Here is a 13,390-nt window from a genome sequence, read left to right as displayed (position 1 = left end):
TTTTTCTGATGCTACTATTGGCAATCACGTTTGCCGGACCTTATCTTCCTTTTGTAGACCGCGAGTTAACAAAGATTACTTACATCCTTAATGAGGATAAAAAGCCCGTTATACCGCCTTATCCGCCATCAGAGGAATACATATTCGGCACTGACAAAAGCGGAAGGGATTTACTCAGCCTGATTATATTGGGCGCAAAAGAAACCATTTTGCTGGTCGCCTGTATAACTGGCCTGAGATATACACTGGCAATTCCGCTCTCCTTTCTTGCGCACAAAAAATGGATGGGTACACACCTCTTCCTTAAATGGCTTAATGGACTGCTGTCATATATTCCGACCATCATCATTGTCATGCTTCTTGCCATGCTTCCGCCATTTTTGTTAACTGAACACCGGCCCCTATTCCTGCTCCTAATTATAGGTCTGGCAGAAATGCCCCGTGCCGCAGAAATGATAAAGCTGGAATTTGATCAGATTTCTTCCAAAGAATATATATATGGAGGGATTGCTGCTGGAGCTTCACCATACAGGCTTTTCAGAACATACTATCTGCCTTTTCTATTTAGCAAGCTTCTTGTATATATGGTTACAGACCTTGGAAAAGTCATGTTTTTACTTGGTCAATTAGGGTTTGTCGGCATTTTTATTTCCCAGGATTTAGTTCAATCCATGGGAGGAGATTGGCAATTGGTCAATAATTCGATTTCTTGGCCTATGATGCTGATGAAAGCCTTTGAGGATATAAGAGGCCCGATTTGGATTCCTTTCTTCCCAGCATTTGCAATGACCTGTGCCATCTTAACGTTTAATATATTCGCTCAGGGATTAAAATCATTTTTCACCAAGAAGGTCCGATATATTTAGACGTCCCAGCCGGACTATCTTCTTTAAGGAAACTGATTTTAAAATAAGCTTTTCTTTATATGAACGTTAAGAATGTTTTTTGTTACAATAAGCTTTATAGGACAGACGCAAGAGGTGGATTATGAGAGCAGAAGAAATTAAGGGAGTTCTTTCCCAGTTCTCTCTATTTAAAGAACTGAACAATGAAGAGCTCGATAAAGTGGTAGAGATATCAATTTCACGGGATTGGAAAAAGGAAGCCATGTTTTTCTTCAGGATGACCCGCTGGATAATGTTTATTTTATTAACAACGGCAGAGTTAAGATTTATAGAAGTGATATTAATGGAAAAGAGCAGATTGTTGCCATCTTAACAAAAGGCGAGATGTTTCCTCACGTAGGATTTTTCAGAAAAGGGGGATATCCGGCTTTTTCGGAGGTGCTTGAAAATGCTCAACTCGTCGTTGTACCAATTTCGCAATTTGAAAAGGTACTAATTGAAAATCCCGTGCTATGCATTAAGGTGTTTAAAGTTCTGGGCGAGAAGATTGTTGATCTTCAGGAGCGGCTGGAAGCGCAAATTTTAAACAATACTTATGAACAAATTATCAAATTACTTGTCCGTCTAGCCAAAATGCATGGAAAAACGCTTGAAAACGGCAGCTTTCTTTTAAAAGGGGACTTCACCAATAAAGACCTCGCCAATATGATTGGCACTACAAGGGAAACGGTCAGCAGGACTTTAACCAAAATGAAAAAAGAAAAGTTAATTGAAACAGATCAGGATGGACATTTAATCATAAACCCTGATCAGCTCTTAGAGACAATCTTTTAAAAACCGCCTATGCGGTTTATTCTATTTTCCAGCTCAAGCGTTTACTCCCTCGAGGTTTCGGCCGTGAGCACCAAAGGAAAGATTCCTTGGAGGTTCTCGCAGTCGCAGGAACAAGCGGTTTTACTTGTTCCAAAGGGCGCTTCCGCTTTTCTTTTAACCTTATTTGCTCAACAGGAACATCCACCCAATTGGCAGCATAGGATATGTTGAAAAATCCTGTTTGAGAGGGGATGGATGTATATGGAGGATCCAAAGAAAAAGACCGAAATGAGCCTTTTGGTGATTTAATGAAATCGATGAATCAGCTTTTTCATGAAAAACCCGTTAGAGGATTTCTGCAGACCATGGATGATTTCTTTAAGAATCCCTTCCCAAATTCTTCTTCTTTTCATGTCGATGTTGCGGAAACCGAAAAAGAACATATCATTAGTGCAGAACTTCCAGGAATAAATAGAGAGCAAATACAAATTGACATCCTGGACAATTATATAACCATTTCTGTCAAGTCCTCTGAGATGGTGACAGAAGAGGATGAGAAAAATAAAATCTTTAGAAGACAGCAAAGCATGCAGCGTTCCAGCCGGACCGTTCCGCTTCCCCAGCCAGTTAATGAAAAGAAAGTAAAGGCAGTTTACCAAAACGGCCTTCTGCAAATCACGGTGCCAAAGCAGCAGGGAAAAAGAATCGTAATCGATGAAAGCTGATCCTGCCTGCAAGCCAGGTAAAATTAATTCACTAATGCGGCCTGGTTAAACAAAAACAAGCAGGCTCAATGACTGCTTGTTTTTGTTTAAATGAACTAATTAGCTGTCTAGTTTAGATGTATCAATCCAATTATTGAAATAACCGGTCGGAACACTGAAGTAATCTTTTGTGAAGGATATAAACTCCTTTGTATCGACCTCTTTATAACGGAAATTTTGATAATAATCTGACAGGAACTGCATCCCCACGGCTTTAGGGGATTCTCCTTTTAGGGTATATTTTTCCTGAATCATCTGTAAAATCTCCAGAGAAGGCTGCCCATAGATATAGCCTGAATGCTTTACCTCATTAACCGGCACATTTGAATATTGCCTTCCAAGTCCAGCTTCTTCAATGGCCTCCATTCGAAAATGGGAAATGCCAAATGCCTGTCTTTCAGCCTGGTTTTGACCTGCATAGAAATACATAGAGGTGGCAAATTCAGTAATTCCTTCATCAATCCACGCATTATTGTAGGGGTCATTGGCCACTACTCCATAAAAATACTGATGCGCAATTTCATGAACAATAGATATATCATAAAATCTCTTATCATCAATATAAGGGTTAATGGTTACAATACCGGGATATTCCATAAATTGTCCATCATCTAAAACGATGTCAAGCTGCTCATGCGGGTAGTCTCCAATATGATCCTGATAGAATGTTAATGCATTTTTGGCCAGTGTCAATGAAGCTACAGGGTCTTTGTCATGATTGCTTCTTGAAAACAATCTGACCTTCACGCCGTCTTTCGCTTCCGTTTCATGAACTTCCATATCCTTCATGACAGCAATGAAGAAATCCCTGACCTTTTTGGCTTTAATATGCCCTTCATTCTTCCCTTCTGCAGGATCTTTGTCTGCTGTTGAAGCCAGAGAATACCCTTTCGGAAGCTTATAGGAAACGTTGAAATCAGAGAAGCCTGTATGAAATGTTTCCAGTCCTTCCATATACGGCTCTTTATTCCATTTGCCTTTTTGATAAACTGCAGCCATAGGGTACCATTGAGCAAGATAATAGTTTGTGTCTACTTTTGAAAAGCGGCTGCCTTTGTCAGGGACTGTAAATCCATATTCGATCTTTACATTATGTCTTCTTTTATCTTTCATTTCAGGTTTTAACTTTATGGTTAACGTATCACCCTTTAGCATAAATGACGCTTTTTGCCCGTTCACTGTTACCTTCCCGATATCTGCCTCAGATGTTCCCTCGACTGAATCAAATGTATGTCCCTCTGCAAAAACGTTTGGAATGAAATAAAATACAAGGTCTTCCCATTCTTTATTTGATTGGTTTTTCACTTGGATATTAGCATTGGCAGTGAAATAACCTTCGCCATTCATTTTCAGATCAATGTTGTAATCCGAGTGGCTGCCGCTTTTAACGCCAATATTGGCATCTTTTGCTGCCATTACATAAATTCCAGCACCAGCAAAAGCAATGACTAGTGAAGAAAAGGCTGCTTTTGGGGCAGAAAATGACCAAAACTTCTTTTTTGGCCATATTGTTTTCTGGAAGGCTGAATTAATGGTTCATGCCCTGTCCTAATCCACGGTGTACGCTGATAATTTGACTGAAATCGATTCTTCAATCCATTTGCCAGAAGGCTGAAGGATACTGTTGTATATAAAAGGACTGCAAGTGGCGCAACTAATATATGAGTGTTTCCATAGATATTCAACCTCGCCTGCCCAACCAGCCCTGCGAGCTCTTTTGTAGCTGATAGGTATATGATGGGGTCAAATCTCATAATGGTTCCGCCGACAAAAATATTTAAAAGCGCCAGCTGGCCCATAAGAGCAATCACATACACAATTTCAAGTATAAACATAACAAGGAAAGTTTCCTTTAACTGAGGAAATAGATGCTTCCAAATCAAACGGTGTTTTCCAGCACCCAGTGCTTTGGCCGCTTCGATATAAACGGACTTATATAATTCAGCGGTTTTAAGTCTTACAGATGATACGATGCTAGGAATGCTGATGATCGACGCAATAACTATAAAGTAGACTATTAATACATTTTGTTTAAGGCTGCTGTTGAAGCTTATTGGCGCCAGGAAAAAATACAGGATCAGAAACAGCGGAACATAGCTCCAGGCATTTTCAAAAGCAATCAGCCAGCCTGGTGTCCGTTTCAATGTGCCAGCATACAAACCGATGATTGTTCCGAAAGCCATTTTAATCATCGTAACAGCAGCTGCAATAAAAACAGTGTATCTTAATCCATATAAAATCATGGACAAAAGGTCGTAGCCCCATTTGTCTGTCCCCAGCGGATAGGAGGGTGATTCAAAGGGCTCTAATGGCGGGGCCAAAACCTTCCCGTTTGTATATTGTGTTTCCAGTGCTGCAGTCAATGAATGCGGTGCAAGATAAGGCCCAAATATACTGAAAAAAGCAAGCCTGCAACCATAAGAATTCCGATAATCAAGGAGTAATTTATTTTTAGCAGCTTATTCATAGATAAAACCCCGTTTAAACAGATAGAATATGAGCCTGTTAGAAATATAGACAATTAGAGAAATCAAAAGCATGGCAAACAAGCCAATTGCGATCGGCTGGACCTCATTGCTCTGAAAAATAAATTTAGTTATGCCGGAGACATTCATAATATGTTCAATAATGAAGAGATTGCCAATCGCCAGGGAAATCACTTTGATTAGCTCAGATTTAATAAATGGCTCCAAATTTTTAAATACATGCTGAAAATTTATGTAATTCAAGCTCATTCCTTTAGCAACTGCAGTCTTTATATAGTCCTCCCCGCTTGTTTGATAATATTTTACCGAAACAAGCTTAAATAGATATAGAGTTGGAGCTAAGCTTGCGAGCACTGTTGGAAACCAGGTGTTAAGGGCTCCTCCATCCGGCCTTAGTGAGATCACTCTGATCCCCGTCATTTTATATATTTTAACGGCGAGAATCATAGACATTACAATGATGATAAAGTCGGGTATGGACGCAAGGATATTCAAGAATGCACCAAAAAGCTTAGTTAGTTTGAAACGGCTGATAAATACCCCGAAAATAAGACTTATAACTAAGGAAGCATTCACAGCAATCAATACAATTAGCAGACTGGTAGTAAAGTTATCAGCAATATCCTCGGCTATAGGACGAGTTTGCCGGCCGAGCTGATAGGTACCCAGGCTGCCCCCGCTTACTTCTTTAATAAAATCTCCATAAATCTGCGGTAGACTTTCAAAGCTCCAATCAAGACTCCCGTTTGATGGATCAACAGAAATAATTTTTGGCAATGCCGCAAGTAGCAAAATTAATATAAATATGATAAATATTTGCTGAAGAGCACGAACCATACAAATCCCCCTTTATGACCATGAGCCATTTTTCTATCTTTTCACTTTTATCTAAATTTTGTCAATCATGCGTTAAATTCTCCTGGATAATAATTCCTATACAATGGGAGTCGCAAAAAATAGACCAGCTATTTTATTTTCAAATATATTTAATTTTTTTCAAGTCTGATTTTTATATATAATTCCATGCCATTAAAATAAGAGATAAAAAAAGGCCTATTCGGCCATGATCAGTTAAGCTTTAAATATTCCGCCAATCCCTTTTACCATCGATGACACTTGCGTTACAGCTGACATCATCTGACCTGCGGTATCCACCATTTTATTGAGATCAAGCGAACCATCCTGGGCTTTAAAGGAATTCATAATGCTTTGCACTCCAGATGGCTGTTTAGGAATGAATGATTGTTTAGGATACGGATTCATATACGGCATCTGCTGCGCAGCGGACTTGCTTGCCTGAGTTCCGTAATAATCTTCAGATTCTAATGGGTTTTGAAAAACACCAGCATTTTTCGAACCGGTCTTTGCGTAGTATCCTTGGTCATAGTTATGCTGCGGATAGGGATTTGGTGAATAATTTTGCTGCTGCAATCCTGCCATCTGAGGCGGCTGATGATACTCCATATTATAAGGCAAATAATAAGGGTTATACTGTCCAGCAGAATTATTATAATTCTGCATTGGCTGCTGCCTCATATAAAATTGGCCATTCGGCCCCATATAAAATGGATCCATGTATATACTTTGATTTAAATGGCCGTATGGCTGCAGATGGCTCGCTCTATTCATTACTCGGCCAAACATGGGCAAACATCCTCCCCATTCAAAAAATATAAGTATATTAGCAATAATTCCAGGCAAAAGCCTTCTAATTATCACCAATATAATATATGAAAGTTTTGCCCAGAATGTGAAAGGATCAATTAACATTAAAAATGGAAGCGGTTTCCGTTTTTGTCTAACTATGAAGAATCATGTCGGAAGTTTGATTTTTTTAAAAACGATGAAAAATAAATTTTCATGATAGGATATAAAAAACAAAACAGTTTCTTGTCCCCTTTTTCATTTACCGGGCTGCGGGGAAGAAATTTCTCCGCGAATCAATATTCTGAGGAGGCAATATCATGAATGTTCACGAACTAAAAATGAAGTTTCATCAGCTGCGGGAGTATACTCCTGAAAATGTTAATGAATTATTGGATTTTGCTAAAAAGGCCTATATCCATAATGAAATTTCCAGTACAGATTATCGAAATCTCGTTCGTGAGCTTGAAGCTCAAGGAGCGGCCGTTCCGGAAAGCTACAAAGATAACACCCTCCAGGATTCAGTAAATGCATAAGAAATATTTAAAAAAGGGACCCTATTTCAGGTTCCCTTTTTTCTTCACCTACTAATTTTATCAATTGCTTTAGGACATACACGGCCGAATTAACATAATTAATGAACCTGGTTTTGCTTGTTTCAGGGAAAAATGCCTGAATGGAGACCAGTTCAATATGTTCAGCAGCAGATTCAATCTGCTGAGGATAAAGATTTCGGGGTTTATGAATGCCAATCCACTCCAGGGCTTCTTCTTTCCATCTTTCATTTATGGATTTAACATCATCGGCAAAAGGTTTGACTTCATTATAAAAATCACCCTTCTCACCTGATTCCTTAACCTTTTTAAACCTGCTGTCTGAGATTTCTACACATTCAAGCAGCTGTTCTGTCATTTGCAGCAGGGAATTTTCATGAACCATTCAGCATCAACTCCAATTAGAATAGCGGAAGGCGCCCGCTTAATAAAGGCACGCAGACTAAAACGCCACGTCCGGTGGCAATGTCTGCATGACCCACATCCTCCCAAAAGCTATCGCTTTCGGTCGTGCGATGTTTATGCTGACGAAGCCTTCCATGTCCTGTGGGCCTCATACATAAGACTCTTTAACCTTTTGGACGGATTGGCTTAGACCCGAGAGCCGATGGCGCCTGGAGCTAGACAGTTTTCTAACTTCAGATCTTATACGCTTTATTAAAAAATAAAAGTAGCTAGTCAACATTAGCTACTGAAGGATACTGCTATTCTATGCCACTTAGAAGCCAAGTTCAAGCTTCATTGCTGCTGACCTTTTTGTATCTTCTATATTGTCTGCCTCAGACCTGATTACCGTCATGCCCTCTTCAATCGCTTCCAGCCTGCTTTCGCAAACCTCCAGTTTTTCTGACTGTTCATAATACCAATCCTGGCGAAGCCCAGACAAATTAGACTCCAGGACATTTTCAAGCTCTTCCAGCTGATCATATATTTCTGTAAGCATGGCCAGCAATTCATCTTTTTCTACCATTTTTCCCTGCATACAAAAAACCTCCCGATTTCTTTTTCTCCTTGCTTCCTGCAATAAATACGACGAAGGATACAGTGAAAATTTTGCTGTGTGCCTACATAATTCTATTTCGTTTGTAGGTTTCCTCCATGCATGACAAAACTAGAAGTGATTCGTCAAAGAAAGTTCTTATTTGCATGGCAGCAACATGGTTTCGACAGCCCCCGGAAGAATGAAAACAGCGTCATTGAACAAACTAATTAACGGAGGTGTAATGTAATGGCAAAAAAAGAAAAAGAAAAACAAAATAAAGCACAGCCGAAAAAGCTGGAAGAAACAAAAACAGGCTATGGCAATAAGAAACTTGAAGGCCCTGACCGCCCTTCAACTTAAAAGAACAAAGGCGGAAGCGCCTTGATCAGCCCCGACAGGCATAAGACGAATCACGCAGATTTCTGGAGTGATTTGGCTTATGACCCGAGGGGCTAGGCGCTGGAGCTGGATGCAGATATTTTTTCATCAAAGTTATCCACATTGTTATATTTTATAATTTCATAGACATTGTAAAAAGCAAGGGATTCCTTGCTTTTTTCACTTTTCCGCTAACAAAGCAAGCGAAATAATTTCCCCAGCTTTGCAGCAGTATGAAGCTGTTTCTGCTTATGCAAATACCATTTGGTAATATGGACAGGGTGCTTTAAGACAACCGATTCAGATGCCCATTTACTTTTAATGCGTTTTTTTCGGACCAATCATTAAATTGATGAATGTGATGGGTGATTATCGGGTATGTACAGCGTAAGAAAGGGGTGGTTCTCCGTTGTCTTCCCTCAAAGTATTTCTCATAATCATGTCTTGAACCAGTATGAATTGTGCCTGAAGCAAATTCATACACGTCCCCATAATAGCTGGTGTCAAATAAGATTTCTGCCAGCCGTTTTCCAAGATCAATTCTTTTCGACACCGAGCGGAAACCATTGACACTTGCCCCGTATAATTCCCCTTTACAAGTAGGGAAGATTACAGAACTAAAATGAAGATAGTCCTGAAAGGAAAAAAGCAATGTATGAAAAACTTTATTCTTATAAATTTCATGTTCCATTACAGGTTCTTGGATAACATTTTGTTCATTGATAATCAGTGAAATCATTAACCTCTTTTTATTTCTATTTTTCCAGAAAGAAAGCCACTCCTGTTCCATAAATGCCGATACACGAAAAATTTTTAATAAATGAAACATTGGCCTATTTATTTTCGTCGAATAATGATAGAGGAGCAATTGCGGAAATGCATCCTGAAAAATCAGCCAATTGGCCCTTTCATATGTAATATAAAGCATGTCCCGCAATTTCTTTCCTATCAATTTAGGAAAACAGTTTCCTTCAAGATCACACATATTCCAGCCGGCATTTCGAGACACCATGGAGGCAAGAAACGCCCAGCGTATCTCAGGATGCTTTTTATAAAATCTGAAATATGCTTCCGTTCTTGAAATATTGTCCAGGTTATATTTTGCAGTCATCTTCATAATATGATCCATTATTGCCTGTTCCTTTTTCTCATGGCTATTCAAGAATTTCCCAGGAAGAAACATCGCATTTCACCTCAGAAAATGAATGGTCTGTATTTGGCCAGCAGGCAGACACTCCAAATGACTCTGTAAAACGAATAAAACTGGAAAGTAACGCTCAAATGGAGTTTCCTATATACTTTGTTATTTAGAACTTTTTATTCAACCAAATCATGCTTACTTTTGTTATTATAGGGAGTAGTTTAAAACGAGGTGAATGCATGAATTTCCATTATCCTAATGGCAGGAGATATACTCCTTCTCCCAATAGCGCCAAAAAATTAACACCAGAGAAGAAATGGACCTACAGCAATCGTGGAATGACACTGGAGGAAGATATTAACGAAACGAATGAATTCTATCTGGAACATGGAATAGCCACTATTCATAAAAAACCAACGCCTGTTCAAATCGTCCAGGTTGATTATCCAAAGAGAAGTGCGGCCGTTATTAAAGAAGCATATTTCAAACAAGCATCAACAACAGATTATAATGGTGTGTATAAAGGGAGATATATTGATTTTGAAGCAAAAGAAACTCAGAACACGACCTCCTTCCCTCTAAAGAATTTTCATGAACACCAGGTGAAGCACATGGAGAAGGTATTAGCCCAGCAAGGGATTTGTTTTGTTCTTCTCCGCTTTTCTGCTACCGAAGAAGTTTTCCTTTTAGAGGCACATTATTTGCTCTCATACTGGGAGAGAATGAAGGCTGGGGGAAGAAAATCAATTACCAAGGGGGAAATCGAAATGCATGGCCACCACATTCCGCTTGGATTTCAGCCCAGAATTGACTATATTAAGATAATAGATTATCTTTATACCCTTAAATAAGTTTTTTTACAGTTCCATTGTCAAGAAAGGATGAACATAGATATGACTGAAAAATATCAATCAAGAGAGGAGCGCCGCAAACAGCAATCCAAGCCTAAAAAGAAGGGCAGAAAAAAGGCACAGGCACTTTTAAACGTATTTTCCTAATTTTAATTGCCCTCGGGATTGCTGGAATGCTTATAGGAGCAGGCGCTTTTGCTTTTATGGTGAAAGACGCACCAAAGCTTGATGAAAAATTGCTGAAGGATCCAATTTCTTCACAGATTTACGATATGGAGGGCGAATTCATTACTGATGTAGGCTCCGAAAACCGTGATTATGTCGCTTATGAAGACATACCAAAACTAGTGGAAGACGCGTTTTTGGCAACTGAGGATGTTCGCTTTTACAAACATAATGGCATGGACTTAATTCGATTAGGCGGTGCAGTAATAGCCAACGTAACTCGCGGATTTGGTTCTGAAGGGGCAAGTACGATTACCCAGCAGGTGGTAAAGAACTCCTTCTTAAATAATGAAAAAACGCTAAGCAGGAAAGCCCAGGAAGCCTGGCTCGCATTCCAGCTTGAGCGCAAGTATACAAAACAGGAAATCTTTGAGATGTATGTGAACAAGATTTACATGTCAGAAGGGCATGGAGTTTTAACGGCATCGAAAATCTTTTTTGATAAAGAACTAGATGAGCTGGAGCTGCATGAAGCGGCCCTCTTAGCCGGCATGCCGCAAAGCCCGAACAATTATAATCCTTTTGATCATCCTGACAAGGCAGAGAAAAGGAGAAATATTGTCCTTTCACTGATGAATCAGCATGGTTTCATTACAAAAGAACAAATGGAAGCAGCCCAAAAAGTTCCTGTGGAATCTACACTTGTGGCTGAAGAGAAAAGAGAAACAAACGAATCAAAATATGATTCTTTCATCGATGTTGTCTTGGATGAAGTAGAAAAGAAATACCCGGATCTTAACCCATATTCTGATGGATTAAAAATTTATACGACCCTGGATCCAAATGCACAGAAACACGTAGAAAACATCTTAAACACTGATGCAGCGGTAGCGTATCCAGATGACGAATTCCAGGCAGGAATCACTTTGCTGGATACAAAAACTGGGGAAATAAGAGCAATTGGCGGCGGTCGCAACCAGGAAGTAAAACGCGGGTTTAACTATGCTGTAGATCAAAAAAGACATGCTGGTTCAACTTTTAAACCGATTGTCGATTATGGCCCAGCAATCGAGTATCTAAAATGGGGAACCTACCAGACTATTGTTGATGAACCCCACACATATTCCGGCGGAACAAAAATTAATAACTGGGACGGAAAACATATGGGCCCTATGTCCATGCGTGAAGCCCTCGCCCGTTCACGTAATATCCCGGCCCTGAAAACCCTTCAGGAAGTAGGAACTGATAAGGCTTTAGAATTCACCAATAGATTAGGCATCCCAATGGAAGAAATGTATGAGTCATATTCTATCGGCGCATATGAGGTTTCCTCTCTGCAGGTAGCCGGCGCATATAGTGCTTTTGGGAATAATGGCTTTTACACTGAGCCTCATGCCATCAAGCAAATTGAAATGCGTGACGGCACGAAGCTTGACTTGAAACCAGAGTCTGAAGTAGTGATGAAAGATTATACAGCATTTATGATTAGTGACATGCTGAAAAGTGTAGTTAAATCTTCATATGGAACTGGCCGACAGGCAGATGTTCAAGGATTGCCTGTAGCAGGAAAAACAGGAACTACAAACTACACTGATGAACAGGAACAGGAATGGGGAATTCCTAGTGGTGCTGTGCCTGATGCATGGTTTGCAGGTTATACGACGAACTATACAGCAGCTATATGGACCGGCTATCAGGATAGAAAAAACTATATCCCTGCAGGCGATGAGCAAAAAATTGCGCAAAGACTTTTCAGCAGTCTAATGGCACATGTTTCAGAAGGAAAAGAAACAGAAGACTTCAAGGTCCCTAACTCCGTGGAGGAGGTTGCCATTGAAAAAGGAAGCAACCCTGCCAAACGGGCAAGCCAATTTACACCTAAGGACCAAATCATTTATGAATATGCTGTAAAAGGCAATGCTCCGACACAAGTGTCTGAGAAGTTTGATAAACTCGACTCCCCTTCTGGTCTGTCAGCGAACTTTGACCAGGAGACAAATGAAATTGCATTATCATGGGAATACCCAGAAGACGCAGAAGGCACTCAATTTGAAGTGACGGTATCCGTAAATGAAGGCGGAGATCAGCAGCTTAGCGTCACTTCTGAAAAAGGCTTAAAAATTGCCAACCCTCAGCCAGGAGCTGTTTATACCTTTAAAGTAACAGCATTTAAAGGTGATCAGCAAAGTGATCCTGCCTCTGTAAAAGTAGAAATCCCTGATCCAGGCGTCATCGAAGAAGATGAAACTGAAGGTGAAGGACAAGATGGAACTGGCGAAGAGGAACAGGAAGGTCAAGAAGGACAAAATGGTGAAGACGGCCAGGACGGAAACCAAGATGGCGACGGTTCTGGAAATGGTGAAGGTGAAGGTTCCGGTGATGGTTCCGGAGATGGCGAAGGAGCCGGAAACGGTGAAGGTAATGGTGAAGGTTCCGGAGATGGCGACACCGGTACCGGAGAAGGAAATGGAGCGGGTGCTGGAGATACAGGAGGTACTGGAGATACTGGAGGTACTGGAGGTACTGGCAGCGGCGGAAACGGCAATGGCAGCGGCACTTCAGGCTCGAGCGGTTCTGGAAATGGATCTGGCACATAACTAAATAGAAATGAAGAGCTGGCTCAGGGTTGAGTCAGCTCTTTTTTTATCTTTGTCCTGCTGAGGTTTTATGGAATGGACGGTATTGGTACAATTGTGTCCGGGTAATTCGTGATTGTAGGCAGCTTCCTCCTTTGGCGCTCGGATTCTTTGAAGTTGTGCGCGATTCT

The 13,390-nt window shown here is 40.3% G+C and carries 11 protein-coding genes and 2 pseudogenes; 6 read left to right on the top strand and 7 right to left on the bottom strand.

Features of this window, described 5'->3' with window-relative positions; genetic code table 11:
- Nucleotides 1-8 precede the first annotated feature (8 nt).
- The 3 genes and pseudogenes from M5V91_RS01775 to M5V91_RS01765 all read left to right on the top strand — a co-directional run bounded on the left by M5V91_RS01775 (nucleotide 9) and on the right by M5V91_RS01765 (nucleotide 2,383).
- Nucleotides 9-866 carry an ABC transporter permease subunit gene (locus M5V91_RS01775; RefSeq protein ID WP_226280631.1) on the top strand — a complete coding sequence of 286 codons (858 nt, stop codon included), beginning with the start codon at nucleotides 9-11 and terminating at the stop codon, nucleotides 864-866.
- 121 nt (nucleotides 867-987) lie between these two features.
- Nucleotides 988-1,679, top strand: a pseudogene (locus M5V91_RS01770) (Crp/Fnr family transcriptional regulator).
- 230 nt (nucleotides 1,680-1,909) lie between these two features.
- Nucleotides 1,910-2,383, top strand: a complete 474-nt coding sequence (locus tag M5V91_RS01765; RefSeq protein ID WP_284521677.1) for an Hsp20 family protein — start codon at nucleotides 1,910-1,912, stop codon at nucleotides 2,381-2,383.
- Nucleotides 2,384-2,482: 99 nt separating this feature from the next.
- On the opposite strand, the gene M5V91_RS01760 is transcribed toward M5V91_RS01765, so the two are convergent.
- From M5V91_RS01760 to M5V91_RS01745, 4 genes are all read right to left on the bottom strand, one after another.
- Complete coding sequence (locus M5V91_RS01760) at nucleotides 2,483-3,838, bottom strand: M1 family metallopeptidase (protein WP_009332700.1); 1,356 nt, start codon at nucleotides 3,836-3,838, stop codon at nucleotides 2,483-2,485.
- A gap of 32 nt (nucleotides 3,839-3,870) precedes the next feature.
- Nucleotides 3,871-4,785 (bottom strand): ABC transporter permease subunit, encoded by a 915-nt coding sequence (locus M5V91_RS01755; RefSeq protein ID WP_284521676.1) that lies wholly within the window; start codon nucleotides 4,783-4,785, stop codon nucleotides 3,871-3,873.
- A gap of 96 nt (nucleotides 4,786-4,881) precedes the next feature.
- Entirely contained in the window at nucleotides 4,882-5,745 is an 864-nt protein-coding gene (locus tag M5V91_RS01750; protein ID WP_009332701.1) for an ABC transporter permease subunit, read from the bottom strand.
- 234 nt (nucleotides 5,746-5,979) lie between these two features.
- Nucleotides 5,980-6,552, bottom strand: a complete 573-nt coding sequence (locus M5V91_RS01745) for a YppG family protein (RefSeq protein WP_019379764.1) — start codon at nucleotides 6,550-6,552, stop codon at nucleotides 5,980-5,982.
- Nucleotides 6,553-6,872: 320 nt separating this feature from the next.
- On the opposite strand from M5V91_RS01745, the gene M5V91_RS01740 reads away from it, so the two are divergent.
- Nucleotides 6,873-7,088 carry a YppF family protein gene (locus tag M5V91_RS01740; protein WP_009332703.1) on the top strand — a complete coding sequence of 72 codons (216 nt, stop codon included), beginning with the start codon at nucleotides 6,873-6,875 and terminating at the stop codon, nucleotides 7,086-7,088.
- Between the two features lie 7 nt (nucleotides 7,089-7,095).
- Here the strand turns inward: M5V91_RS01740 and M5V91_RS01735 are convergent, their stop codons facing one another.
- The 3 genes and pseudogenes from M5V91_RS01735 to M5V91_RS01725 form a co-directional block, all read right to left on the bottom strand.
- Nucleotides 7,096-7,491: a YppE family protein gene (locus tag M5V91_RS01735; protein WP_284521675.1), complete on the bottom strand. Its 396-nt coding sequence runs from the start codon at nucleotides 7,489-7,491 to the stop codon at nucleotides 7,096-7,098.
- A 333-nt stretch (nucleotides 7,492-7,824) separates the two neighbouring features.
- Complete coding sequence (locus M5V91_RS01730; RefSeq protein ID WP_019379767.1) at nucleotides 7,825-8,088, bottom strand: hypothetical protein; 264 nt, start codon at nucleotides 8,086-8,088, stop codon at nucleotides 7,825-7,827.
- Nucleotides 8,089-8,657: 569 nt separating this feature from the next.
- A pseudogene (locus tag M5V91_RS01725) lies at nucleotides 8,658-9,649 on the bottom strand (DUF2515 domain-containing protein).
- A gap of 197 nt (nucleotides 9,650-9,846) precedes the next feature.
- Here M5V91_RS01725 and recU point away from each other — a divergent pair.
- Together recU and M5V91_RS01715 are read left to right on the top strand one after the other, a co-directional pair.
- Nucleotides 9,847-10,458 (top strand): Holliday junction resolvase RecU, encoded by a 612-nt coding sequence (gene recU / locus M5V91_RS01720; protein WP_009332707.1) that lies wholly within the window; start codon nucleotides 9,847-9,849, stop codon nucleotides 10,456-10,458.
- Nucleotides 10,459-10,631: 173 nt separating this feature from the next.
- Entirely contained in the window at nucleotides 10,632-13,220 is a 2,589-nt protein-coding gene (locus M5V91_RS01715; RefSeq protein ID WP_284521674.1) for a PBP1A family penicillin-binding protein, read from the top strand.
- The last annotated feature ends 170 nt before the right edge of the window (nucleotides 13,221-13,390 follow it).

The sequence above is a fragment of the Cytobacillus pseudoceanisediminis genome, from assembly GCF_023516215.1.
GTDB classification, from domain to species: Bacteria; Bacillota; Bacilli; order Bacillales; family Cytobacillaceae; genus Cytobacillus; species Cytobacillus pseudoceanisediminis.
Note: the sequence above shows the minus strand (reverse complement) of the source record. Positions and strands in the feature narration are given on the sequence as shown.